General features: G+C 59.8%; 20 protein-coding genes and 1 pseudogene. 3 read left to right on the top strand and 18 right to left on the bottom strand.

The window, feature by feature from the left end; all coding sequences use genetic code 11:
* Positions 1-44 precede the first annotated feature (44 nt).
* The 4 genes from ACO550_RS03725 to ACO550_RS03710 all read right to left on the bottom strand — a co-directional run bounded on the left by ACO550_RS03725 (position 45) and on the right by ACO550_RS03710 (position 3,711).
* Positions 45-515, bottom strand: coding sequence for a type II RES/Xre toxin-antitoxin system toxin (locus tag ACO550_RS03725; RefSeq protein ID WP_315594874.1), 471 nt, complete (start codon positions 513-515; stop codon positions 45-47).
* Positions 512-964, bottom strand: coding sequence for an antitoxin Xre/MbcA/ParS toxin-binding domain-containing protein (locus tag ACO550_RS03720; protein WP_315594873.1), 453 nt, complete (start codon positions 962-964; stop codon positions 512-514). The genes ACO550_RS03725 and ACO550_RS03720 overlap by 4 nt, the downstream gene beginning before the upstream one ends.
* 591 nt (positions 965-1,555) lie before the next feature.
* The gene (locus tag ACO550_RS03715; protein ID WP_485994200.1) at positions 1,556-3,223 is read right to left on the bottom strand and encodes a PHA/PHB synthase family protein; all 1,668 of its coding nucleotides are present in this window, start codon (positions 3,221-3,223) and stop codon (positions 1,556-1,558) included.
* A gap of 47 nt (positions 3,224-3,270) precedes the next feature.
* A complete protein-coding gene (locus ACO550_RS03710; RefSeq protein WP_485994198.1) occupies positions 3,271-3,711 on the bottom strand; it encodes a MaoC family dehydratase in 441 nt (146 codons plus the stop codon).
* A 1,084-nt stretch (positions 3,712-4,795) separates the two neighbouring features.
* On the opposite strand from ACO550_RS03710, the gene ACO550_RS03705 reads away from it, so the two are divergent.
* A complete protein-coding gene (locus tag ACO550_RS03705) occupies positions 4,796-4,954 on the top strand; it encodes a hypothetical protein (RefSeq protein ID WP_315595058.1) in 159 nt (52 codons plus the stop codon).
* 211 nt (positions 4,955-5,165) lie between these two features.
* Positions 5,166-8,106: pseudogene (locus ACO550_RS03700) on the top strand (Tn3 family transposase).
* Between the two features lie 422 nt (positions 8,107-8,528).
* On the opposite strand, the gene ACO550_RS03695 reads toward ACO550_RS03700, so the two are convergent.
* Positions 8,529-9,869, bottom strand: coding sequence for an MFS transporter (locus tag ACO550_RS03695; protein ID WP_315595050.1), 1,341 nt, complete (start codon positions 9,867-9,869; stop codon positions 8,529-8,531).
* A 98-nt stretch (positions 9,870-9,967) separates the two neighbouring features.
* Complete coding sequence (locus tag ACO550_RS03690) at positions 9,968-10,237, bottom strand: metal-sensing transcriptional repressor (RefSeq protein WP_315595049.1); 270 nt, start codon at positions 10,235-10,237, stop codon at positions 9,968-9,970.
* Positions 10,238-10,337: 100 nt separating this feature from the next.
* Here ACO550_RS03690 and ACO550_RS03685 point away from each other — a divergent pair, with 100 nt between their 5' ends.
* Positions 10,338-12,209 (top strand): heavy metal translocating P-type ATPase, encoded by a 1,872-nt coding sequence (locus ACO550_RS03685; RefSeq protein WP_315595048.1) that lies wholly within the window; start codon positions 10,338-10,340, stop codon positions 12,207-12,209.
* On the opposite strand, the gene fliD (ACO550_RS03680) is transcribed toward ACO550_RS03685, so the two are convergent.
* The 12 genes from fliD (ACO550_RS03680) to ACO550_RS03625 form a co-directional block, all read right to left on the bottom strand.
* Positions 12,206-13,105, bottom strand: coding sequence for a flagellar filament capping protein FliD (gene fliD / locus ACO550_RS03680; protein ID WP_315595047.1), 900 nt, complete (start codon positions 13,103-13,105; stop codon positions 12,206-12,208). The two genes, ACO550_RS03685 and fliD (ACO550_RS03680), sit on opposite strands and share 4 nt — an antisense overlap.
* On the bottom strand, positions 13,035-13,817 hold the full coding sequence (fliD, locus tag ACO550_RS03675; RefSeq protein WP_315595046.1) for a flagellar filament capping protein FliD: 783 nt from the start codon (positions 13,815-13,817) through the stop codon (positions 13,035-13,037). The genes fliD (ACO550_RS03680) and fliD (ACO550_RS03675) overlap by 71 nt, the downstream gene beginning before the upstream one ends.
* A 208-nt stretch (positions 13,818-14,025) precedes the next feature.
* Entirely contained in the window at positions 14,026-14,298 is a 273-nt protein-coding gene (locus ACO550_RS03670) for a hypothetical protein (protein ID WP_315595045.1), read from the bottom strand.
* A gap of 153 nt (positions 14,299-14,451) precedes the next feature.
* Complete coding sequence (locus ACO550_RS03665; RefSeq protein ID WP_315595044.1) at positions 14,452-15,210, bottom strand: transmembrane anchor protein; 759 nt, start codon at positions 15,208-15,210, stop codon at positions 14,452-14,454.
* A 12-nt stretch (positions 15,211-15,222) separates the two neighbouring features.
* Positions 15,223-15,897, bottom strand: a complete 675-nt coding sequence (locus ACO550_RS03660; RefSeq protein WP_315595057.1) for a HupE/UreJ family protein — start codon at positions 15,895-15,897, stop codon at positions 15,223-15,225.
* A gap of 507 nt (positions 15,898-16,404) precedes the next feature.
* A complete protein-coding gene (locus ACO550_RS03655) occupies positions 16,405-17,082 on the bottom strand; it encodes a heavy metal response regulator transcription factor (RefSeq protein WP_315595043.1) in 678 nt (225 codons plus the stop codon).
* A gap of 61 nt (positions 17,083-17,143) precedes the next feature.
* Complete coding sequence (locus ACO550_RS03650) at positions 17,144-17,581, bottom strand: methyltransferase domain-containing protein (protein ID WP_315595042.1); 438 nt, start codon at positions 17,579-17,581, stop codon at positions 17,144-17,146.
* Positions 17,547-18,008 carry a methyltransferase domain-containing protein gene (locus ACO550_RS03645; protein ID WP_315595041.1) on the bottom strand — a complete coding sequence of 154 codons (462 nt, stop codon included), beginning with the start codon at positions 18,006-18,008 and terminating at the stop codon, positions 17,547-17,549. Before ACO550_RS03645 ends, ACO550_RS03650 begins: the two co-directional genes overlap by 35 nt.
* 615 nt (positions 18,009-18,623) lie before the next feature.
* Complete coding sequence (locus ACO550_RS03640; protein WP_315595040.1) at positions 18,624-19,271, bottom strand: isoprenylcysteine carboxylmethyltransferase family protein; 648 nt, start codon at positions 19,269-19,271, stop codon at positions 18,624-18,626.
* Positions 19,272-19,333: 62 nt separating this feature from the next.
* Positions 19,334-22,564, bottom strand: a complete 3,231-nt coding sequence (locus ACO550_RS03635) for a CusA/CzcA family heavy metal efflux RND transporter (RefSeq protein ID WP_315595039.1) — start codon at positions 22,562-22,564, stop codon at positions 19,334-19,336.
* The gene (gene czcB / locus ACO550_RS03630; RefSeq protein WP_315595038.1) at positions 22,561-23,748 is read right to left on the bottom strand and encodes a CzcB/NccB family metal efflux transporter periplasmic adaptor subunit; all 1,188 of its coding nucleotides are present in this window, start codon (positions 23,746-23,748) and stop codon (positions 22,561-22,563) included. The genes ACO550_RS03635 and czcB overlap by 4 nt, the downstream gene beginning before the upstream one ends.
* Positions 23,745-25,001, bottom strand: coding sequence for a TolC family protein (locus ACO550_RS03625; protein ID WP_315595037.1), 1,257 nt, complete (start codon positions 24,999-25,001; stop codon positions 23,745-23,747). The genes czcB and ACO550_RS03625 overlap by 4 nt, the downstream gene beginning before the upstream one ends.
* Between the last annotated feature and the right edge of the window lie 5 nt (positions 25,002-25,006).

The following is a 25,006-nucleotide window of genomic DNA, read 5'->3' as shown; positions in this document are numbered from 1 at the left end:
CGTAACCCCCGGCAGTCGAATGGGCCTACCCTATGCTTCAGCAATCAGCCGAACAGCCTCGCGTCGAACTTGAAGGGCGCAATATCAACGACCTGAACGCGGTTCATATCGGCGTGCAGAGAATTCAGCAACAAGTTGAAATCAGCTGGACAGACAACCGATGGAACTTTGAGGGCTAAATGTTCGCCTGCTTCGATCCAGCGTTGTCCGATGGACATCGTGGATTGCGGGTCCCGCCCCGCTGCATCCCAATCGGTGGGAATTTCCGGAAGAAGCGCATCCGCAAAGCATGCATCCGGCAGCTCAATCGTCACCATGAAATGGTGTATCACCGGCATCAGGCCGCCTAAGTGCACCAAAGTCTCAAGCACAGTCGTGGAGGGATTGCAGCACGTGTAGACGACTCGCATACCGCGCGGATTCCAACGGCCTCCTACGAGGGCCGCCCCATTCCCACTCAGATCATCCGCTTTGTAGCGCCCTGGTTTTTCCTTTGCGAGTCGATAAACCTTCATACAGGAATGCCAAACGCTGCGCGCATCAGGATGTCCCTCACTCGGTCGTACCCCGGTTGCGAATCCAGGACCTCTAGCGGCTTCATGCCATCCAATTCATACAGTGGCTTCTGCATCCATTGCGCAGCAAGCTTTGAATCTTCCAAGACATCGGTGGCAAGCTCGAATACATAGAGAACTCGCGCAACTCTGTCAGACTCCGGTCCAGACAGACGCTCGTGCTTCGAGATCTTGCGAAGTACTGTCGAGCTAGGAAGTCCCAACCCATTGAGAAGGGTCTGTACAGGAATGCGGAGTAACTCCTTGGCGACGCGCTCAACAATGGTCGCGTCCATCCCCTCACGAATGACCTTCCTTTGTTCAAGTGCGCCCATGCGGTGCAAGAAAAGATCAAAGTCGTCCGGTTGAGCGCCCAGACCTTGGGTACCAGGTGCAATCACATAGCTCATGCCGAACTCTCATTTGGTCAAAGTGATATTCCCATTCTAGATCATCCCAAATGAAAGTCAACAAACTCCCATTTGAGATGACAAGGGGTTTCCCTAAAATTATTGAGACTTAAAAAGCACGTTTTGAGTGAACCAATCGTGTCGTGAAGGGGGTGATCGTACTTTTGGTGCGAAATCTGGCGGTCTGGCACCAAAAATTCATACGGATCAATGCATTGTAAGAACTCTTGGTGCACCAAGTGCGGCAAGCCAAAAATCCTTACTACACGCGCCTCTCAGGCTGGCTACTGCAAGATTCCGTACCAAAAGTACGACTACCTCGCCTTGAACGCGCCGCTATGCAGGCGCCGGCGGGGCAGCTTCTCTTGCCGTGGTGCCGCGCTTGTTTCTTCCATCATCATGTCCCTCATCGAACATTGCGATGAGGGGATGGTGCCCTTCGGGCCGAGGCCCCTCAAGATGAGTTCCTCGGGGGCTTACACCGCATGGAGGTCATGGCAACAACCGGGCTCGCGGCTACGGCGCGTGGCGTCAGCGGAGCCTGGGACGTCAGGCTGCGCCGCGAGTGTTGCGCGTAATGGCGGCTGAGACTTACTCGACCCTGACCTTCACATACCGGCCCGGCGCGGGTTCAATCGGCTGGAACCTGCTGTCGCCGAGCTTCGCCGGCGCCGCCTTCTGCCCGCCGCCGTGACGCTTGAGCCAGGCGCTCCAGTGCGTCCACCAGCTTCCCGGCGTGGACTGCGCGGACGCGAGCCAGTCCTCGGCATGATCGCCTTGCGCACCCGCGCTCCAGTAGCCGCGCTTTTGCTTGGAGGCCGGATTGATGACACCGGCGATGTGGCCACTTTCGCCCAGCACGAACTCGCTATCGCCACCGAGCAGTTGCGTACTACGATAGGCCGATTGCCAGGGGACGATGTGATCTTCCTTGGTGGCCAGGATGTAGCTCGGTACCTTGATCTTCTCCAGGTCAATTGGATGCCCGCACATCGACAACGCATCGCGTTTGCATAGCCGGTTCTCCAGGTACATATTGCGCAGGTACCACGCGTACATGGGGCCGGGCAGGTTAGTCGCATCGGCGTTCCAATAGAGCAGATCGAACGCCGCCGGCGATTTCCCCTTCAGGTAGTTGGTGACGACGTACGGCCAGATCAGGTCGTTGGGTCGCAGGGTCTGGAAGACGAAGGCCAGTTCCTTGCCAGAGTAAATGCCACCGTTGCCGATGGTCTGCTCACGCGCCGCCACGGCGGCTTCGTCGAGGAAGAAGCCGAGGTCGCCCGGATTGGTGAAATCGAGCATGGTCGTTAGCAGGGTCATGCTGGCCACCATGTCTTCGCCGCGTGCCTCCTGGACGGCCAGCGCCGAGGACAGCAGCGTGCCACCTACGCACCAGCCCAGCGCGTTGACCTGGCTTGCGCCACTGATGGCACGGCTGACTTCGAGCGCCTTGATGACACCTTCCACATAGTCGTCCCAGGTGGTGCCGCGCATGTCTTCCTGTGGATTTCGCCACGAAGTAACAAAGACCGTGTAACCCTGTTCGCAGGCGAAGCGGACGAAAGAGTTATCCGGCTGGAGATCGAGGATGTAGTACTTGTTGATGCAGGGCGGCACGATCACCAGCGGGCGCGACATCACTTTCGATGTCAGCGGCTTGTACTGGATCAGCTGCATCACATCGCATTCGAACACCACAGCGCCTTCGGATGTGGCGACATCACGGCCCACCTCGAACGCAGACTCGTCGGTGATGGCGATGCGCCGCTGGCGCAGGTCCTCGACATAGTTCGCGAAGCCGTTCAAGAGGCTTTCACCGTTGGTCTCCAGTGCGAGCCGGATTGCTTCCGGGTTGGTTGCCAGGAAGTTGGACGGGCTCATGGCATCGACGAGCTGCCCCAGGAAGAAGGACAGTTTGCTCTTATCGTCGTCGTTCAGATGGATCGACTCGGCCAGTTCGGCAAGCGTCTTGGCATTGAGCAGATAGCCTTGCTTGAGCATCCGGTACCACGGGTTCTCATCCCAGTCTTTCACCGCGAACCGGCGGTCCGGCTTGTGGTCGGCTCCGGCGTGGCCGAATGCCGAGGCCAGTATCGAAAACTGACCTTCAAGGTGACGGACGCTGGACTGCATCAGGCGGAACATGTCGATGCCGCTGGGCACATAGCGTGAGTACGCGAATAGCTCCGTGAGCGTCGTCAGCGGTGAGGGAAAGCCGTTCAGCAGCGGATTGGCGAGCGGGGTCGGCACTGGCATTGGGGTTCTCATGACGAATGGCGCATTGTGTTGGGCGGATGCGCGGCTCATTGCTCGCGTCGTTTTGCTGACGTCGGCATGATCAGGGCGTCACCGTCGACCACGACCTTGTCCTGGACCATGCCGACTGTGCTGAGCGCGACACGCCGTCTCTCCGGTTGGAGATCCGTGACCGTCACCGTCACGTGCACGGTTTCACCAGGCTTTACCGGGGCCCTGAAGCGCAGGTTCTGGCTCAGATAGATCGATCCCGGCCCGGGCAGGCGACTGGCCAAGGCCGCCGAGATCACGCTGGCCGTCAGCATTCCGTGGGCAATGCGCCCGCCAAACGGCGTGGTCTTCGCAAAATCTTCGTCGAGATGGATGGCGTTGTTGTCGCCGGAAGCCGTCGCGAACAACTCGATATCGGTTTCAGTGATGGTCTTGGCGTAGCTTGCGGTCATGCCAAGCTGCAGGTCTTCGTAGTCATAGCCATTCAGGATGTTCACGAGGTCTCCTTGAAAATATTGAAAGCTGTTCGGGCGCCAGATCCAGGCGATACTCAGCACGCTGACGCGCGCGGCGCCGCGTATCGTTCAATGGGTGGTCGACGTGTAGCCTGATCCCGCGCCCAATGGGTGCGTGCCCCATCTTCAGTGCATGGAGCGCGCGTGCAGGTTGTGCCGGGGACTGACGGACGATCGACTCTTCATCCCCCTGCAATGCAGGGTCTGCATATCGATCGACGATTCGGGGGCATTCAGATGCGGAATGTCCGGGCGTGTGTCGTGGACGGGGATGCTGACGTGGGCTAAAGCTTGAACTGAACATGGATGCAACCCCAGCATAAGTGGGCAACTGGCGATCGACTTTGCATGAACAGCCAGCGAGTTGACATTTCGTGCCATGCAGTCTACGCATAGCGATGGAAATGGAGGGCGCATTACCCGGGGCAGTGGGGTTGCCCACCCAATTTGGGGTAGTCGTACTTTTGGTGCGGAATCTGGCAGCAGCCAGCCTGCGAGGCGCTTGTAGTAAGGATTTTTGGCTTGCCGCACTTTGTGCACCAAGAGTTCTTACAGTGCATTGATACGTATGACTTTTTGGTGCCAGACCGTCAGATTTCGCACCAAGAGTACGATCACCCCGACTACGCTACTTCCGTAAGGCGCTTTGTCGCAGACACGCATGCGCTCGGTGATCGCAGCCCCGAGCAATAGCAACAGGACGCATTCGGCCAAATCGACGCGCTGTTGCGTGCCATGGCGCTACGGCCCTAAATGGTCCGTTGCCTTAAAAGCGCGGAGCCGACTTACCGATCTCTATTCGATCCCGGCCCACAAGCCAACCGCGCGGCGCGCCGACTACCGATCCGCCCGTCCGAGGTGAGGGTGCCACACCATCTCGAGCGCGGGGACCGCTGTCGTTCCTGAGCGCCAAGGGTGCCACGGCCTATCGGGCCTTCCTGCGCATCGCGGCCTTCACCGGCATGGCGGGGTTCCCTGGCGCACTCGCGCCCCGTTCCATCGCCCATGCCCTCCGCACAGCGCCACGTGCTGGCCGCTGGTCCGCACGCTGGCGGATGGCTCGGAGGTGATCGCACGGGCGGACGAGGCGACGCGGCTGCGGTTTGTGCTCGATTTCGGCTATACCACGGGCCTGCGTGCGGCCGGGCTGGTGGGCGTGACCCTCGGCGGCATCGAAATCGGCCCGCGCGGCGAGCGTTGGTTGCACCCGGTCGGGGGGGCTTGATTCCCGTGCAGGTTACCGGGGTAGCCACCCCTAGCATCCGCGCGGGTTTCCGGGCAGCGGCCCACACGATAGTCATGTAAATCAATGGGTTACTGACCCACGACTTTGGCTGTCGAAAGTTACGCATGAGGCACGTATTCGAAGTCTCATTGCGTCGCAATCCTCTTGCCGCTAATCTCGGCGGTCCGTCTACCGCTTGGGAGAAGGCGCGATGGATCACTGGCAACTAGCGTATCTCGGCATGCGGCAGATGCCACGCGAGCTTAGCGAGTTCGAACTAGCCACGTTCTTCACCTTCTCCCCCAAAGAGCGCGCCATGATCGACGCACGGCGCAGCCACCTTTATCGGCTGGCCTGTGCCGTCCATATCGGCTTTGTCCGTATGACGGGGCGCACCCTTGACGCCTCCAAGCAGGTTCCGAAATTTCTCTGGGCCTACGTTGGCGCCCAACTCGGCGTCACGCCACCGGATATGGGCACGCTGAGCGCCTTGTATGACGGGCGCACTGACACGCTGGTGGACCATCAGATGCTCGCCTATCAAGCCCTCGGTTTCAGCCCAATGGCTGAGCACCAGCGTCGCTACGTGACGCGCTGGCTCAAGGAGCGATTGGGAGGACAACCCAATCGCAGTGACATGCTGCACGAGCTGAAGCGGTGGCTGTACGAACATCGTGTTCTGATTCCGCATGATCGTGCGCTGAAACGTCTCATTAGCCAGGCAGTGGAGATCTCCGAGGCGTCATTGACCGACGCGTTGGTGCTCGCCTATGGCGAGGCGTCACTTGATGCTTGGGGTGCCTTACTACCTCGCCCGGATGGCGATCAAGCAAGTCTGCAGCAATGGCTGTGGGCGGTACCGTTGCGCAGCTCGACGCATCAAATGGGGGAGCTGTTTGACAAGATCGAGTGGCTGTACAAGCTGGGGATCCAACATCGCTGGCCTGCGGTCTGCAATGAGGCGGTCGTGCGGCACTACGCGAGACGTTGTGCCAATCGTCCGGCCTCGATCAGCAAATGCGTGGTGCAACAATCCCGCCGCCTGGAGTCCGCTTGCTTTTTGCGCTATGCCTTGTGTGCCGCCACGGACCAGGTGTCGTCCATGTTGCGCCACTGGATTCGCAAATCCGTGAACGACGCCGGATGCCTCATCGAGGCGGGCCGTCCGGATCCAGACATCAAACTGCGAGAGTTTGCTGCAGCCGTCAAAGCGCTCGTTGCTGATGAAGCGCTCCCGCGAGAAGCGCTCTGCCAACAATTGGATGCGTTGGCCGACGCCGCAACCAGCCAGCAGCACCTGCGAAGCCGTGTCGGCATGATTCGTGAGCAACTGCTGTCGCGGCATCGGCTTGCCAGAGCCATGCTGGCCAGGCTGATCCGATTGCCATTCGCCACGCATTCCGCCCATGCAGCGACAGAGGCAATGGAGATCTTGCGCAATCTCTATGCGCGAAGGGCTAAGTGGCTACCCAACCGGGTTAGTGTGAGTTTCGGGCGAGCCTGGCAGCCGATACTGGAGGGGCAGGACCGTAAGCGAGCGCTGGCCGCCTTCGAATGGGGAACGCTGTTTGCTCTGCGTGTCGCGTTACGTAATGGCTCGGTCTTCCTGGATCACAGCTTCGCCTTCCGCAGCCAGGCAACCATGCTGATATCCGGCCAGGATCGGCAAGCGCGGCGCAACCACTTCTATGGCCATCTCAAACTGCCGCAGGATGCCAGAGCATTCTTGGAACCTGTGGTCGCGCACCTGGATGCGGGGCTCGCCCGGCTGCGCGATGCGGCCGGACGAGGCGAGTTGAAGATCGACAATTCCATCCATGTCGATCCTCTCAAGGCAAAGCAGCCCGAGGCTTCGGTTGAGGCCTTGCGGCGTGCGCTGTTTGACAGGCTTCCAAACGGGCAATTGCCTGAGATCCTTCTGGACATCGACAGCCACACCCATTTCAGTTGGCTTTTGCTGGGGCGAGAACCGTATTCTCGCAGTGAGTTGCTGATGATCTATGCCTCAGTGCTCGCGCACGGGACCTCGATGTCTGCAGCAGATCTTGCCCGCATGGTGCCGGAAACTGTCATCAAGCGCTATCCGCCAGATGATGCATCGTATCGCGGACGAGCGGAAACTGCGAAAAGCCACTGATTCAGTGCTTGCCTTCATGCATCAGCATCCCATCGCTCGGCATTGGGGGCGCGCTGAGTTGGCTTCATCGGACATGATGTCCCTGGAAACGACCCGTTCGGTCTGGCAAGCTCGCGCTGACCCCCGTCGGCGTACCGCGTCGATTGGAATGTACACCCACGTCCGCGATACATGGGGCATCTTCTACGATCAGCCAATCCTCCTGAATGAGAGACAAGCCGGTGCCGCCATCGAGGGAGTGATTCGCCAGAATGGCGGGGAAGACGTGACGCAGCTCGCAGTTGATACCCACGGCTACACCGACTTCGCCATGAGTCTGTCGCGATTGCTCGGCTTCGACCTCTGCCCGCGGCTTTCTCATTTGCGTGATCGCCGGCTGCATGTCCCAAGGGGCCATGTAATTCCTTCAGAACTGGCGGCGGTGGCGGATGCGGATGTTCGGCTTGTATTGGTCGAACTTGCTTGGGACGAATTGGTCCGGGTCGCCGCATCGGTGCAGACCGGGCAATGCACGGCGGTACAGGCTTTGACACGCTTCGGCTCGGCTGCAAGAGGCCAATACGTGTATTAGGCGGGCGTACATTTGGGAAGGCTATTCCGTACAATCTTCCTCGTCGACAATTTCACCAACACCGCGTTCCGTCGGGAGATGCAGCATGCCTTGAACCGTGGAGAGGCGGTACACACGGTCCAACGGGCCATCCATTACGGGAAAATTCCTCTTGAACTGGCGCTTCACGATGTGTCCTTGGCAGCGGTTTCGTCTTCGTTGACTCTGTTGTCAAATGCCGTGATGGCTTGGAACACACTGCACATGCAGCACGCGCTAGAGACGATTGAGGCTATTGGTGGCGAATCTATGCGGGCTGACGATCTGCGCCAGATTGCACCGACTCGTTTAGAGGGTATCAACTTGCGTGGTACTTTAGATTTCCCCATTGCGCGCTATGCTCACCGGCTGCTGCCCAGCACGACGAGTACGCACAGCTTGCCGCCGACGTCGCTTACTGCATGACGCACGCAGTAACGATTGTGGTCGCTCGCCCAGTAGCGCGCTCTAAGGGAAACGGCGATGATGCACGTCCGGATAGTGTGGATGCTTATGCACCATCAAGCGCGCCAGTCGACATCTGAAGGCTGCCCGGCTGCCAGGAAAGCAGCAAGCCGCCGGCCACGATTGCGATCATCCCCAAGCGCGCGAAGCAAGTTCGTTCGTTCGGCCCGACGTCAATGACCAAGCGCTGAATCTTCCCCGACGTTCTCCCCATCGAAGTTCAACCCTCTACGCACTCGCAGCAAATCCGCGACACTGGACCGCCCATCACGGATCGGAATCCACCGAGCAAAGCAAAAGAACTCCGGCACCGTCGATGCCTGCCAAGGGCCCCTGTGCCCATGCACACAACTCCACATGGGCGCCTGAAGACTGCCGTGGAACTAATGATCCTCTGGCCATCTCGGATGAAAATCATCGATCGTGAAAGCGTGCCGATGCGTATGCGTGCCCAAACGCTCGCCTTCAGCCAAATGTTCGGCCAAATGGGGCTCGTCCGGATGCTCGTGCGCTATTTCATCTTCATCGGATGACGGCCAGACCTTCCACGCGATCACGACACCGAGGGCAGTGATCGCAGCCATTGCCAGAAACGTCGGCGCCATCCCGAGCGCTGCGCCCAGTTGTCCAGCCAATGGATAGGTGATGAGCCAGCAGGCATGAGACAGTGAAAACTGGGCAGCAAATACCGCAGGCCGGTCTGCAGACGCTGCCGATCGCTTCAGTAGCCGACCGCTGGGCGTCTGTGTCATCGAATAGCCGATACCAATACCGAACCACGTGATCAGCAGTGCGGGCCATTCGAACCTGCCGCCCCAGGAAGCCACTGCGAATCCGGAAACGAGACCAATGGCCAGGATGGAGGCACCTGCGAGCATTGGCGGCCGGTCGGGGCGCTTGTCCAGTAATCTGGGCAATAGGAGCGCAACGAGCATGGACCCACAACCAAAGGCCGCCAACGCAAAGGGCACGTCCGAACTCGGACGTTGCAGCTTGCTTTGCACATACACCACTGTGTTCACAATCACCATGGAACTCGCTGCCGCCGCCGCTAGATTCAAAGCAAGCAGGCCACGTAAGCGAGGGGTACGCAGGTAGATGGAGATGCCACGAAACGTCTTGGCATAGATGCTGCCACTGCGCTCAACAGCTCGCGACTGAGGCAAGGACACGGAAACCACCAAGGCGGCCGACACCAGAAATCCCACCACAGTTCCGCCAAAGAGCCAATGGAAGCTGATGACCGAAAGCAGCGCGGCAGCAAGCATCGGGCTCACCAGGCTCTCCATATCGTAGGCTAGCCTTGAGAGCGACAGCGCGCGGGTGTAGTCCTTCTCTTCGGGCAGCACATCCGGGATCGTCGCCTGAAATGTCGGCGTGAAGGCTGCCGATGCCGACTGCAGTACGAAAATCAGAATATAGATCTGCCAGATTTCGCTGACAAACGGCAGCGAAATCGCGACTGCCGCACGCACCAAGTCCATCGCGACAAGGAATGCGCGACGGGGAAGCCGGTTCGCGAAAGCTCCCACGACTGGGGCGATACCGACATAAGCCACCATCTTGATGGCAAGAGCGGTTCCCAGCACGCTACCAGCGTTGGCGCCGGCCAGATCATAAGCTAGCAACCCTAGCGCGACCGTGGCCAGCCCCGTCCCGATCAGCGCAATCACCTGCGCCGTAAACAGGTGCCTGTACGTTTTGTTCTTCAATACGTCGAGCATCACGGCCTCCAATTCCGTGTGTGGGATCCAGCCAACCGACGTACCAATGCGCGTCGACGCTGACTCCCCAGTCGGTAAAACCAACGTCGCCTTGGCCGTTAAAGGTATTTGCTGATGGCCTTGAATTCCTTCAGCGTTTCGTCTGTTGGTCTGGCCCGATTGCGCAGTGCGTCTTCGAGGCAGTGATCTATGTGGTCGTGCACCAACGTCTTCTTAGCCTGGGAGATGGCACTCTCCACAGCCTGAAGCTGCTGAGTAATGTCCAGACATGGCCGTCCCTCCTCGAGCATGGCGACGATACTGCGCAGGTGTCCTTCGGCGCGCTTGAGGCGCTTAATGATGTTTGGGTGAGATGCATGCAAAGTCACGAGAATTCTCCTATCCTCCAGGGGAGGATACTAGCAAACGGAGCTCGGCTCCGCAATGCTTCGAGAGCCGTCCGATGTCGCATTGACCTGAGAGATTCCAATGAACACTGTTGCCCTCCCCAGCACCGATCACTCCATTGAATCGCCAAAACTGATGACGCGGCACCGCTGGATGGAGGCCGCGCGGATCGGCCTGACCGGTCTGGTTGCCCTGTTGTTCTGGCAGGGTCTTGTCCCGATCGAAGTGCTCTGGTTTGCGGTAGCCATTGGACTCTATCCATTGGTCAAGACTGGTGTCATGGAACTGATTCGGGAGCGCAAGATCGGCACGGAAATATTTGTCACTATCGCCACCATGATTGCCATGATCGGTGGCGAAACGATTGCGGGCGCTGTATTGATGGTGATCATCCTGATTGCCGAGTTCATTGCTGACCTGAACACCGATCGCGCCCGAGCATCAATCAAGGCGCTCATCGGCGCCGTTCCTCAGGTGGCGCTGGTACGCAGTCAAGGCACCGAGCGAACCGTTCCAATCTCAGAGGTCAAGGAGGGAGACGTGGTCCTCGTGCGCACGGGCGACAAGATACCGGTCGACGGAGTCGTCGAGGGCGGACAGGGTGCGACTAATGAGGCATCGATCACGGGCGAGAGCCTGCCACGTGACAAGCGCAGCGGCGACGAAGTCTTCGCCGGCACGATTCTCGAGTCTGGCGCACTGGATGTGCGTAGTGTGCGCGTCGGCACCGATACAACGTTCTCACGGATCATTTCGTTGGTCGAAAATGCCGAGGCGCAGCAGGCGCCTGTCCAGAAACTTGCCGATAAGGTGGCGGGCTGGCTGATTCCGCTGGTGCTGGTGTTTTTGGTCGGCGTCTACCTTTTCACCCGCGACGTTCGCATGATCGTGACACTGCTGATCTTCACTTCGCCTGCCGAACTCGGCCTGGCTACACCGCTTGTGATGATAGCGGCCATTGCAAGGGCTGCGCAAAACGGCATCCTGGTAAAAGGCGGTCTCTATCTTGAGCAACTCGCCAAGGCCGACGTCTTGGTGTTCGACAAGACCGGCACGTTGACTGCCAATGCCCCAACCGTTGTTGGGGTGAGATCGGTCGACGGCACCGTCAATGACGCGCGTATTCTGCAACTTGCCGCCGCGGCCGACCGTCGGTCTGGCCATCCATTAGCTCGCGCAGTCGTAGAAGCTGCGCAAGCAAGGAGCCTTGATGTTCCCGAGCCAACGACCTTCGACCAGATTCAGGGAAAAGGCGTCAAATCCACAGTAGATGGCTTGCAGGTTCTGGTGGGCAATGCCGCACTACTGAACGATGCCGGTATCCATGACATACCGACCTTACCCAACCTGGGCGGGACAGCCGTGCATGTCGGTATCGACGGAAAACTCGTTGGCATTATCGAGATTGCTGACACCATCCGCCCCAGCGCCATGGATGCGCTGGCTGACTTGCGTGCCAGCGGCGCGAAACGCATCGTCATGCTGACTGGCGATAGCGAGGACGCAGCGCGAACCGTGGCCAGTGCGTTGAAGATCGACGACGTGCGTGCGGGCCTGCTGCCGGAGGACAAAGTCAACGCCATCGCTTTGCTGCAGTCCGAGGGTCATCGTGTTGCCATGGTGGGCGATGGCGTGAACGATGCTCCCGCCCTGGCGCGCGCCGACGTCGGCATTGCCATGGGGGCCCGGGGGACTCAGGCAGCGCTAGAGGCCGCCGACGTGGCGCTGATGACGGACGACCTGGGCAAGATCGTCACAGCGAGGGCCATTGCAAATCGTGCCTACCGTACCATCAAAGAGAACCTGTTTGTCGGCGTTGGCGTGGTCCATGTGCTCGGCATCACAGCAGCGCTGATGGGTTGGATCGGCCCGATCCAGGCAGCCATTCTCCACTTGGGACCCGATGTTCTGGTATTCCTCAACTCGGTCAAGCTACTGCGCGTGCGGATTTAGGGAGCGATCGCTTTGCGGATGCGCCGAGCTTGCAAGCCCCGCTCTGGCAGTGCGTCAGGATACAACTGAGGGACACTCCGCCGCAGCTGCCCCAGCCTTGCCTGATACCCGCTCGTTATGTCCCTTAGCCAGAGTCCGTCGAAACGTTCCCCTATTGCTTCGTGCCGTTCAGAGACTGAAATTGCTGCGTGAGATAGTTTTTCGTGTTGTTCATCTGCGCCACGGCGATGGTCCAGCGCAGTGAACTGCCTGCGGTAGCGCTCGACCGTCGCGTTGACGCGTACTTCGATCGCCTCGTAGCGACTCTCCAAATCCCGAATGCTGCGTTCGATACCGGCGGTCACGGCGCCAATTGGTCCGCTTTCTCCGATCATACGATCTACTGCGTCGGAAAGTCGGCGAGCAAAGCCACCGGTCGTGCCGTCGCCGGCAAAGAGTTGCGCCACATCGCGCAGATTATTGTTCAGCGCGGCGTCAAGCTTTTTGCTGTCTATCGCCATCGTCCCGTCCTTCTGCATCGATACCCCAATCGCCGCCAGCATGGTTGGCGCCTTAACCGGCATGTCGGCTTCCGGCGTGTTCAGCACGGATCGCAGCGACGTCTGAATATTGCGGATCGACGTTTCGCCATTGAGTGCGCCCTTGGTTTGCGCCTTCGTGTCGAACCCTGTCATCGACTTGATCGACGACTGGAGGTTGTTGTAGGCGGTCACCATCGCCTCCACGGCATTCTGGATGCTCTCGGTATCCCGTGTCATTGACAACGACGTCGTGCCGGTCTTCTTGAGCGTCATCGTCACGCCCTGCGCCGCATCTACCACGGTGTTACTCGCGCTGGTGACGGCAATGCCATTGACCGTAAGTACCGCATTGGTAGCGCGCAGGGTTTCCATCATGGCGTTCGAACCCGGTGTGGTCGGATCGTAGCCTACTACGCCTTGCAATTCGGGCGACGAGCCCGAAATGCGCATGGCTCATCGTCTCGCCAGTCTTGTCCGAGGTCAGGATGAGGCGGTAAGGCGTCGCGGTGCCGTCGTTGATGACGCTGGCCTTAACGCCGAGCCCGGCCTTGTTAATGGCGTCGCGAATGTCTTGCAATGATCCCTTACCCGGCTCGATCGTCACCGTCTTGGGGTTGGGTGCATCAGCAGTAGGCGCATTGGCGACGAAGCCTGGGTTGATATAGGTACCGCTAGTTTCGTTCCAGCCGCTGGTGGTGCCGAACTCGAAGGTCAGTGTCCCCGAGCCGATCTGAGCATTCTGCTTGGCGTAGCCGCTTCCGGCCAGCGATTGGGCCCTCGCCAGTCGGGTCACGTTGACGGTCAGGTCACTGGCGACTGCATTGGCGCCGGTAGTCACCGACATGATGTCGCTGTTGCCCACAGCGGCCTTGACCGCGCCAAATGCATCCTTGTTCATTAGCGCCTTGGCTGTGGCCTGGAAGCTGCTGAGCATGCTCTTGACCGTGCCATATGCCGTCAGCCGTGTTTGGTACGCCGCCTGTCGCGATTCTAGCGCCTGCAATGGCGCTGCCTCTGCTTGAGCTAGATTGTCGAGCAGCGTCGACAACTCCAGACCCGCACCAATTCCCACTGAGCTGATCGCCATATTCTTACTCTGCGTCTGTTGGGTTCATGTTGATTGGCACCCTGGCCGGGCGCGTTTTTCCAAAATGCCTTGATACCGCTTACTGTCCTTGGCGTCGCGCCAGATCTGATGCTGCGTCGACCCAACCAGGTAGAAATCTCGCACCTGGAGCCCGATGCTTGGTATTCCTCAACTCGGTCAAGCCACGTGCGGCTTTGATAAGCGATCGTCAGGCGGCAGCGCGGAATTCCGAGCGGCTACCACCGTTTTCTGCTCGCAGGCAGGTCAAAAGTACAGTCATCTTGCGCGTCGCACTCTTGCCTTCGGCGGCGAGCGATGGATGCCGACGCGTCGTCAGAACGCTGGCATTCATCGCCTGAAGGCTCAACCGGAGATACTGGTCCAGCGGCACCCCAAGGCGCGCCGCTCCGGCCTGCGCAGCCGCCAGTTCATTCGAAGCCAGCCAACTCAGGGATTGCTCTAGCGAAGTCTGCTGCATCATGGAGTCCCGGGATCAGAAAGTTGACAGGAAGTGTATCGACGTCCCGCCGGAAAAAGATTGCTGGATCATTACATTCCAGACACCTCAGCTTGAATACCCCGGGGAGTCACCCCGGAGGTATCTGTCAACGTGTCAATCGAATGCCGCCGGGCGTTACTCCATGCGCTTGATCTCCTTGTAGTCGCCCTTTGTACGCAAGGTCAGCGTGACCTCCTTATCGGTCCGATTGCGCCAGAACCAGCCATGGTAGCCATCGAAGGCGGCAACAATCTCTCCAGAATCTTGCCCCGCGCCCTTGCCTTTCTTGTAGGAAGTGGAGCGTCCCTTGCCATCACCGTGGGCGTCGAAGTTCACCACCGCACCATTGGCGGACCAATCGTAAGCGGCCTTGGCGCCGGCCGCCATCGCCATCTTGACTTCGGCTCCTTGGCCCGGACGCAGCACAACGCTGACCTTGTCAGACCTGCCTGACGCAGCAGCGACCGGCGCTTGGGCCGTGGGGTCGGCGGCTACGACCGCATGCGCGGCGCCATCGTCATGCAAATGACCATGCGCCTCTGCGGATCCTTTCGCTACAGCCGCGGCCGCATGCGTTTCATCCCCCGCGTGGGAATGGCCGTGCTCCTCGGCGGACGCCTTCTTTTCCGCTGCGGGCGCTTGAGTCCGGGCCTCCAGTGCGGCAGCATCCGCCCGCGCATCGGCTGCCGCCTCTGCCGCCAACTGGGTTTTGATTTCCCCCATCTTGGTCAGGCCAAGGGCGCGACCGACACCAGTCGGATCTATGGCGTACTCAGAAGGCAGGACGATAGCCACCAGGATTGCGAGAGCGGCTCCCACTGCAATAACAGTGGAGCGCAGAAGTTGAGCCGACGTCGGAAGCTCGGCACGGGTCGGAATGTCGGTGTTGTACATGGTGATATATCTTTAGGAAACGATCAGACCGGTCAATTGGTAGCCAATCAAGATGAAGCCAGCGGACATCATTGCTACGTTGGCGGCATAAGCATGCCGCAGGAAGCTCTCAGTCCTGCGCCAATATCCCATTGCAATCAGGATGGCTGACAGCGCGAGCAACTGGCCGATCTCGACTCCAACGTTGAACGCGAGCAAGTTGGGGACCAGTCCATCCGGCGAGATCTCGTACTCGATGATCTTCGTCGATAGCCCGAACCCATGAAAAAAACCAAAGACCAGTGTGGCAACCTTCGTATTTGGCTGGAAGCCAAACCAGCGCTGGAAAGCGCCGAGATTGTCCAGCGACTTGTAGACGACCGACAACCCGATGATCGCGTCGATGATGTAGCTGTTGATGCCTATGTTGAAATAGACCCCAAGCAGCATTGTGGTGGAATGTCCGATGGCAAAGAGGCTGACATAGAGCCCAATATGCCGCATCCGATAGAGAAAGAACACAACGCCCAGAAGGAACAGGATGTGATCGTAGCCTGTGACCATATGTTTGGCCCCCAGGTAAATGAACGGCAGTAGATGAACGCCGCTGATTTCCTGGATATAGCCCTTGTCTCCTTCCGCCACGCCATGGGCGAATGCCGAACCGCATACTAGTAGCGAAGGCAGGATCACTGCGATGAGCGCCATTAACCAACGCCAACGCGCTGATTCAGGGCCATTAGGAATGGGAATACGCATAAAACTCCACATGGTTAAAAAATCGTTATAACGGGCCATACACCTTGTGCCAGCAAGCTGGCGTGTCACGTCAGTCGCGGTGGCCGCGCAAATTTATCAGGACGATTTGGACGGAGAGGCAGTAGATAGATCCACGCTGATGCTGGTCGCTGCTGCGGTAACGCCCCCCAGGCAGAGGCTGGCGGTAGCGTCATCGCTTCGTTGTGATCCATTGAATCGTGGTGTTGAGGCTCGCAGGCTCGGGGCCCAACTCCCAATTCTTGTGACAAAGTTTGCGAAGCGTCGCCGACAAGCGGAACTACGTAAGGCGAATGCGCGACCATGTCGACCATGGAACCGGCCCTCCACACGTCGGCGATCAGGGCGACGACAAACGCGACCGCAATAACCGCGATACGCTTTGCATGCGTGATGGGAACTGCGTCAACTCGCGTGTATTGGTAATCCCACATCACGCTATTGACCTCGCGCCGGGTCCAGCACGTACCCCATGCCTCTGATCGTATGGATCAATCGGATGTCGAACGGCTCATCAATCTTCGCCCTCAGCCGACGGATCGCCACGTCCACCACATTGGTATTCGTATCGAAGTTCACGTCCCATACCTGGGAGGCGATCATGGCGCGAGACAGCACTTCCCCGGCACGCCGCACGAGCAGATGCAGCAGCATGAACTCCTGGTTCGTCAAATCGATCCACCGACCGCCTCGATACACACGTCTGCCGAGCACGTCGATGTCGAGATCGGCAATCTGAATACGCTCCGAATTCTGCTCGCGCACTTGACGCAGACACCGGCGAAGACGGGCAAGAAGCTCCGCAAATGCAAACGGCTTGACCAGATAGTCGTCCGCGCCCAGTTCGAACGCCTTCACCCGGTCCGCGACCTCGTCTCGCGCCGTAAGGAACAACACTGGCGTATCGCGGTGCGCCCTGATGGCTTTAACGACAGTCCAGCCGTCGGCACCAGGCAGCATGACATCGAGGATCACCACGTCATAGCTGCCCTCTTGGAACCAGTGGATGCCCTCCATACCGTCGTGAACCGCATCCACGCTGAAGCCCGATTCGGTCAGGCCCTTCACGAGATACTCCGCAGTCCGCACTTCGTCTTCGATCACCAGCACCTTCACGCGACCTTGCTCCTTCCAACAAATTTTCATCAACACCTGGCTGAACCGGTTGGCACTGCCTTCACCCCGACTTCTTTGCGACCAGCACCAGGGAGCCGCCCACAGGAAGGCGCATGCCTGCTCGAAGCAGGTGCCTCTCTACTTCACACACCGTGCCAAACGCAGCGTTCGCTATCTTTCCAATGCGAAATCCGGCATCGACGCCGTCCGTCGGTCGCGAATGCCGCGTCAGCCGGGACGCGACCATTGCGGGCAACAGCAAAGACATGAAGGAACTGACATAGACCGTGTGGAAACCCGCCTCTCGAACGACTGCCAGTAACGAGGCGCGCGTATAGCGACGCTTGTGCTTGGCCGCTTCATCAAGCTGGCTCCATAGCCATGGATGTTGTGGCACCGTCAGGACAATGCCGCCGCCGGGCTTGCACGCGTCGTACATTCCCACCAGCGCGCCCGCGTCGTCATCAATGTGTTCGATGACATCGAATGCGCCCACCATCGAACGCTTCACGGAACGGCATGGCGCGCGCATCCATCTGCAACAGATTCGCGCTGGTCTTATGCCGTGCCATTTGCAGTGCTAACAATGACGGCTCGCCCCCGCACACCTCGACGTCGGGAAAGCTGTTCTGAACCGCATTCAGTGTCTCGGCGGTTCCGCATCCGATATCGAGAAACGATTGCGTAGCGGGAAAATGCGCTTTCATGGCGCCGATGATCAGCTTTCGGCGGTACGCGAACCAGAAATGATGGCGTTCGATGGCGTCATATGTCTCGAACAGCGCTTCGTCAAATCCGTCATGATCGGCAATCATGTGTGGCGCCAGAATGACGACACCTGAAGCATTAGTTGCCTGCCAACCGCAGGTCCCGCACTCCCACGTAGGGGAAACCTCCAGCGCACCACAATGGATACAGACCTGCATGCTCTCTCCAGCCTTGTTCGAAGGTCACCGGCACTACGCCCGAGCGCAAGCGAAGGCCCGGGCGGGCATACTCGCCCGCGGCTCAGTAGATCGCTGTGAATGGGAAGACGTGCGCGGCGCGTTGTGCGCACCGGTGATCGGAATGTTTCAGACAGCGGCGTTCGCAGCAACAAAGATTGCCTGCGATCAACCGGCGAATGAACGAGGGCTTATCGCCGAGGGGGTTCGAATGGCAGCTCCCCTGGTATGGATCTCAGGAGAGTCGGAGCACTGGGTTGGTAGACGGAAACCAAAAGAGAGGGGACTGACTGGATGTGACCGGCAGAAAGCAAAGTAGCCAGCTCGGCCAGCGCATGCACCGTGTCGTGCGCGATACCTTCTTCGTGACCCTCGGAAGTCGTCCCCGTGGCATCGGAATCGGCCATCACGCTTTCAGGCGACAGCGCTGAGGCGCCCATCGTTCCATCCACCGCATCTTCAATCTCGTGCGCCGCCCAGATGGGCGTTGCCAATAGGGATACGGTCCAACTCAGGAAGAGCAGGAATGTAACCAGGCGGACTAGGCGGCGGGACACGATTCGTCTCAATACAAGAAGGTTTGAAGTCTATGGAGACTCAGGGCAGTACAACATAGTTGGGCAACCAATTTGCGTGTCGCGCCAGTTCCACTGCGTCCACAACAATAGCCATACCGAGAAACCAGACTGAGTCGGCCAGATTGCGCTGAAAGGATCCGACATGGGCCACCCATGTTTCGTCAGTGCGGAATAGCGCAATTTTGGGGAAGAATGCCGGCGTACGGAGTGCGTAGTCAGCGAACTCCGGGAAATTCTTCGACAACACGCGCTCTTCTGAACGGATCACGGCTGGGTACATCAAGCCGAATGCCAGTGCCAGAAACATGGTCAGAGCAATGGATTCAGTCAGCGCACCGAGTCCGACAATACCCACGAAGTTACACACATACAGCGGGTGCCGGCACATCGAATACGGCCCTTCTGTAACCAGTTCGCTACTTTTTCGCCCCGAGATATAAAGTGCGCACCAAAGTCGACCGACAGTGGCGACGGTGATGCCAACCATGCCGATCGCCCGAAGCAAGCCCGACACCCAGGAGTCGTCCCACTGCGAATGGCCAGCAAGCAAAGAAACCAGAACGACCGTCACGACCGCTCGCCAGATCCCAATACGATGGCGGGTCAAAAAGGTTTCCAGTGCACTCGGGGCTGACAGGAGAGCGCCCGGCGGAATGGACAAATTCATGAACTTGCAATCCTTAACTTTGAGAGTGGGCAGGCGGCGATCAACTCACCGCCATTAACCGATTACGCTTCAATCAACTCAGGTTCCTTCGCGCCGGCCTTCCGCTGGCGACGCAACACCATGCCGCACACCGCGGGCAGCACGAACAGGGTCAAGACAGTTGCCGTAACCAAGCCACCGATGACAACCGTTGCCAGGGGCTTCTGCACCTCGGCCCCGGTGCCCGTTGCAATCGCCATCGGGACAAAGCCCAGCGAGGCCACCAGAGCCGTCATCAGCACTGGCCGCACGCGCTCCATTGAGCCTTCGATCACAGCCGCATTTGGTGACATGCCGTCTTCCAACCGTTTGCGGATCGCGGAGATCAGCACCAGACCGTTGAGTACAGCCACGCCGGACACCGCGATGAAACCAACGGCCGCCGAAATCGAGAACGGAATTCCACGCAAGAGCAGGGCAAAGACACCACCGGCAAGGGCCAGCGGCACTGCCGTCAGCACGGTAGCCGTCAGCGCCGTGCTGCCAATCGCCATATACAACGTTGCGGCGATCAGGATGAAGCACAGTGGCACAATAATGGCCAGTCGCTTGGTCGCGGCCTGCAGGTTCTGGAACTGCCCACCCCATTCAATGTACATGCCAGGCGGCAGCTTGACTTCCTTGGCAATGCGCGCCGCCGCATCATCCACGAAGCTGCCGAGGTCACGGCCACCGACGTTGGCCTCCACGTACACGCGGCGCTTTCCGTTGTCGCGGCTCACCTCGTTGAGACCCTGCGTGAAGCGGAACTGCACCAATTGGCGTAGTGGTACCGAAGCACGGGCTTGCCCTTCGGCTGCCGGCAGCATGACTGGCAGCGCACTCAGGACATCGAGGTTTTCGCGCTGCGCGCCTGGGAGGCGGATCACAATGTCGAAGCGGCGGTCGCCATCGAAAATCTGCCCGGAGGGACGCCCTGCCATAGCCGACGACACTGTGTCCGCGACCTCCTTCACTGTCAGACCATACCGGGCGATCGCCGCGCGGTCGAACACAATGTCGAAGGTCGGGAAGCCGCTGGTCAATGGCACACGAACGTCGGTAGCACCGGGAGTCTTCCTCAACACGCCCGCGATACGCTGAGCTGTCGCTGCCAGCTCGTCCAGATTCTCTCCATAGAGCTTCACTGCTACGTCACTGCGCACGCCCCCGATCAGCTCGTTGAAACGCATTTCGATCGGCTGTGTCACGTCGTAGTTGTTACCAACCATCGGCGCCGTTTTTTCCCGGATACGCTCGATCACCTGTTCCTTGGTGGTGACACCTTCCGGCCACTCGCTCTTTGGTTTCAGAATGATGTAGTTGTCCGACGCGTTGGGCGGCATGGGGTCGGCAGCCAGGCTCGCCGTACCCGCCTTGGAGTACACGGTCTGAACTTCCGGTAGCGTCAGGACCGCACGTTCGAGCGGCAGATCGATGGCGACCGACTGGTCGATCGACGTCGACGGAATACGCACCGACGACAGGTTCAAGTTCTGCTCGTCGAGCGTGGGCATGAACTCACGGCCAACGAACGTGAAGGCCACCGCCGCAATCGCCAGTGTTACGAGTCCCGCGCCAACGAACGGCATGGGTCGCGCTACGGCCCGCTCCAGCCACGGGCGATAGCGCTCCTTCGTCGCTGCAATGACGCGGACTTCCTTCTCGGATATCTTCTTGCGAAGCAGCACGGCAATCATAGCCGGCACAAACGTGAGCGACAGCACGAACGCGGACGCGAGCGCCAGCATGAGCGTGATCACCATCGGCGAGAACATCTTGCCTTCGACGCCCTGGAATGTCAGGCAGGGCAGAAAAACCATGAAGATCACAAGCTGCCCATAGACAGTTGGGCGCACCATTTCGCGGGACGACAGCATGACCTCTTCCAGCCGCTCTTTGAGTGTCAGTAGGCGTCCTTCATGATGTTGCCGCTCTGCCAAACGTCTGAGCGAGTTCTCCACGATAATGACCGCGCCGTCGATGATCAGACCAAAGTCCAACGCCCCCAGGCTCATCAGATTACCGGAGATATTGAGTTGGTTCATGCCGATCGCGCTGATCAACAGTGACAATGGAATCACGAGCGCAGCGATGACCGCAGCCCGCCAGTTACCCAGCAACGCGAACAGGATCGCCACCACCAGCAGGGCACCTTCCACCAAGTTCTTTGCGACCGTTTCGATCGTGGCGATCACGAGCTGAGAACGGTTCAGCGTCGGGACAATGACAACACCCGGCGGCAGCGTCTTCGAGATCTGATCGAGCTTGTCGCCCACAGCCTGCGCCACGGTGCGGCTGTTCGCTCCGACCAGCATCAGTGCACTGCCCACAACTGTTTCGTAGCCGTTGCGGCTGGCCGCACCCGAGCGCAGTTCGCCACCGATGTTGACCGCGGCGACCTGACCCACCGTGATCGGCACACCCTGGCGCTGCGCAATGACAGCGCGAGAGATCTCGTCGGCGGACTTGATCCGTGCATCGGCACGCACAAGATAGGATTCACCCGATCGACGGATGAAGTTCGCCCCGACCGACAGGTTGGCGTCTTCAAGCGCTTGCGCTAGCTCGCCATAGGAGATGCCATAGGCGGCCATCTTCGCCGCATCAGGCTCGACGACGAACTGCTTGACATAACCGCCCAGCGAATCGACGTCGGCCACGCCAGGCGTCGTACGCAATTGGGGTCGGATGATCCAGTCCTGCACCGTACGCAGATAAGCCAGCTTGGAGACGCGATCGTTCAGACGCTCGCCGCGCTCGGTCAAAAAGCTGCCATCGCTCTGCCAGCCCGGTTCACCATCCTTGACCGTGGCGCCCTTTCCCTCGGGATGCTGGTACTCGACGCTGTAGTGGAACACCTCACCTAGTCCCGTCGATACCGGCCCCATCTGCGGTTCGACCCCTTCCGGCAAGTTCGGGCGCGCCTGTGCCAGCCGTTCCGTCACCTGTTGGCGCATGAAGTAGAGGTTCGCGCTCTCCTTGAAGATCACAGTCACCTGGCTGAAGCCATTGCGCGACATCGAGCGCGTATTCTCGACGCCATTCAGGCCCGCGATCGCAGTCTCGATCGGATAGGTGACGCGCTTCTCAACCTCCACGGGGCTAAGGGTAGGCACAACGGTGTTGATCTGGACCTGCTTGTTTGTGATGTCCGGCGTGACATCGATCGGCAACAGGTTGAGCTGCCACGCGCCGATGATCGCGACGATCGTCGTCAGGAACAGCACTAGCCAACGATAGCGAACAGAGCCGCTGAGAATGCTCTCGATCATTCCTCGTCCCCGCCGCCCTTGTTCATCTCAGCCTTGACCAGAAAGGCGTTGCGTGTAGCCACCTGTTCGCCCGCTTGTACGCCGGACAGGACCTGCGCCGAACCCCCGCTACGGGTTCCGATAAGGACCGATTGCGGACGGAAGCCGTCCTTTGTGCGGACGAACAGTACGTCGCGGCCGTCGAGATTCTGGACCGCGTCTTCCGGCACGGAAAGGGCTGCAGCATCGCTTACTGCCGTGCGCAGGCGCACCTGAACGCCTTCACCCACCACGAGCTTGTCGGTTTGCTGGACAGGCACCACCACCACTGTTGCGGCGCGGGCACTCCCTGAAACGGTCGGCGTGACCGCCTGGACGCGCGCAGGCACCGGGGCGCCATTGGCCGGCAGAATGGTAGCGTCACTGCCTGCGACGATTCGACTGGTGTCGGCCGCTGTCACAGCCGCCTCGACCTGCACCGCTCCGGTTCCGGCCACACGGAACAGTTCGGCCTGGGGCGCCACGAACGCACCCAGCGTAACGGACTGCGCAGTGACCTTGCCTGCGATCGGGCTGACGACCGCCACCGACCGACCGTCACTGGCCAGATGCGCGGACTGAGCCACCGTGGCGGCACGCAGCGCTTCAGCCTGGGCCACATCCAGCGCGGCCTTCGCGGCCTCCATTTCCTGGCGTGGTGTAACACCCTGCTGGAACAGACCCGCCTCGCGCTCGTAAGTCTTGCGCGCCAAATCGGCCTTGGCCTGGGCGACCTTGCGCTCGGCAGCCATGGCTGCAGCGTCGGGGCTATCGACCACGGCCAGCACATCGCCGGCGCGCACCACATCACCAAGCCGGCGCTGGATGCGCTGAATGGCACCAGCGGCACGGGACACGATGACCGCTTCGCTGCCGGGCACTGCTGCGACCGAGGCCGGCGCCAGGATTTCAGTACCCACGGCCGCACTGGCTACCGGCTCCACAGCGATATTCGCTGCTGCAAGATAGGCCGTCGGAATCTTGACCTCCTGCGTTCCGGTCTTTTCCGGAGCTGCCTCGGGCTTTTTCACTTCCGCCGCCTGCGTAGTCGCAGACGATTTTTCCGTTCCCGACAGGCGCGCCGCACCGAAACCCACCACCGCCGCAGCGACAGCAACCCCAGCAACCATTGGCCAGTTCATAGACCGACGCTCATTTTTCATCATCGCGATTCCTCAAATGCAAGGCGGCCGTCCGCCTGAGCCAGCGCCGCCAGGGCGCGCACGCGCGCCAGGCGCGCGTCAATCGTCAGTTGCCGGGCGTCGACCAGCGCACGTCGAACGACCAGCAGTTCCATCAGCGGCGTCTTGCCCGATTCATAACCGATACGCCCCATGCGATAGGCTTCCGCAGCCGCCTGTTCTCCCTCACTGGCCGCAGCGAGTTGCTTCTCAGTAGTGGCCACTTGGGAGACCGCAGACTGGCGTGCGGCGTTGGCTTCGAGCCGGATGCTATCAAGCCGCGCTTGCGCGGCGGCAACACGTTCGACTGCGGCATTAATGCCATTGCGGTTCTGGTCGAAGAGCGGAATGGACGCCGTGACGCCAACTACATAGCCACTGGCATTGGTCCAGCCATAGCGGCGTACACCGGCGCTGATGCCCACGTCGGGTATCCAACGCTTCCTCTCGACGTTCACCTGCGCGTCCAATGCATTGCGATCGGCTTCGGCTGCCCGGACGGACGGAGAATCCTCGAGTGCCGTAGGTGCATTAGGGATCGTTGGCTGGGTCGTCAACAACGAACTTGTGACGGCAGTATAGGATTCGATTGCGCCAGACATTGCCGACAATCGAGCCAATGCCTGGGTCGCGTCATTGGTTGCGGCGGCCTCGGCGGCTTGCGCTGCAGACACGCTAGCCTGCGCCTGCGCGCCACGCAAACTGGCCTCTTTCCCCGAACTCACGAGGGCGCGTGCGGCTGACAACTCCTCATTCGCGCGTGCCAGGTTCTCAGTGGCAAGTGTTTTGCGACCCAGCATCGCTTCGGCGGTGGCGTACGCCACGGCGAGTTCTGCAGCGTAGGTCACTTGTGCCTGCCGTTCTCTCGCTTGCGCCGCGGCAAAGTTCCGCTCGCCGACCTCGATGCGTGCACCCCGTTTCCCTCCGATTTCAAAAGGCTGGGTGATCGAGTACGTGTTCTGCCGCTGGCTCTGGCCGCCGCTGTCGGGCGCACCCAAGTTCTCAATGACGGTGTCGATACGGGGATTCAGCCACGCGCGTGCCTGAGCGGCATCGGCTCCTGCCGCCCGGACATTCGCGGCCTGTGCCGCCATGGCCGGCGCCATGGCCATGGACTGTTGCAAGAGGACGGTGTACGGAGGCGCTTCGGCGGCCCGACTCGACACCCCTGCCAGGAGAAGCACTACGACACCGATGTATCGCGCACTAAAAATTGTTGGAAAGTTCGCCTGATTCATCGGAC

This window comes from Cupriavidus sp., assembly GCF_057315035.1.
This window is presented reverse-complemented; position numbering and strand designations above follow the sequence as displayed.

Excerpts from the sequence above, each read along its gene's own strand:
- ACO550_RS03665 (WP_315595044.1), bottom strand. The coding sequence starts at position 15,210 with ATGTACAACACCGACATTCCGACCCGTGCCGAGCTTCCGACGTCGGCT.
- ACO550_RS03695 (WP_315595050.1), bottom strand. The coding sequence starts at position 9,869 with ATGCTCGACGTATTGAAGAACAAAACGTACAGGCACCTGTTTACGGCG.
- ACO550_RS03645 (WP_315595041.1), bottom strand. The coding sequence starts at position 18,008 with ATGCAGGTCTGTATCCATTGTGGTGCGCTGGAGGTTTCCCCTACGTGG.
- ACO550_RS03670 (WP_315595045.1), bottom strand. The coding sequence starts at position 14,298 with ATGATGCAGCAGACTTCGCTAGAGCAATCCCTGAGTTGGCTGGCTTCG.
- fliD (WP_315595047.1), bottom strand. The coding sequence starts at position 13,105 with ATGATGGAAACCCTGCGCGCTACCAATGCGGTACTTACGGTCAATGGC.
- ACO550_RS03685 (WP_315595048.1), top strand. The coding sequence starts at position 10,338 with ATGAACACTGTTGCCCTCCCCAGCACCGATCACTCCATTGAATCGCCA.
- ACO550_RS03635 (WP_315595039.1), bottom strand. The coding sequence starts at position 22,564 with ATGATCGAGAGCATTCTCAGCGGCTCTGTTCGCTATCGTTGGCTAGTG.
- fliD (WP_315595046.1), bottom strand. The coding sequence starts at position 13,817 with ATGGCGATCAGCTCAGTGGGAATTGGTGCGGGTCTGGAGTTGTCGACG.
- czcB (WP_315595038.1), bottom strand. The coding sequence starts at position 23,748 with ATGATGAAAAATGAGCGTCGGTCTATGAACTGGCCAATGGTTGCTGGG.
- ACO550_RS03660 (WP_315595057.1), bottom strand. The coding sequence starts at position 15,897 with ATGGCGCTCATCGCAGTGATCCTGCCTTCGCTACTAGTATGCGGTTCG.
- ACO550_RS03715 (WP_485994200.1), bottom strand. The coding sequence starts at position 3,223 with ATGCCAGTGCCGACCCCGCTCGCCAATCCGCTGCTGAACGGCTTTCCC.
- ACO550_RS03640 (WP_315595040.1), bottom strand. The coding sequence starts at position 19,271 with ATGAATTTGTCCATTCCGCCGGGCGCTCTCCTGTCAGCCCCGAGTGCA.
- ACO550_RS03725 (WP_315594874.1), bottom strand. The coding sequence starts at position 515 with ATGAAGGTTTATCGACTCGCAAAGGAAAAACCAGGGCGCTACAAAGCG.
- ACO550_RS03650 (WP_315595042.1), bottom strand. The coding sequence starts at position 17,581 with ATGGTGGGCGCATTCGATGTCATCGAACACATTGATGACGACGCGGGC.
- ACO550_RS03625 (WP_315595037.1), bottom strand. The coding sequence starts at position 25,001 with ATGAATCAGGCGAACTTTCCAACAATTTTTAGTGCGCGATACATCGGT.
- ACO550_RS03720 (WP_315594873.1), bottom strand. The coding sequence starts at position 964 with ATGAGCTATGTGATTGCACCTGGTACCCAAGGTCTGGGCGCTCAACCG.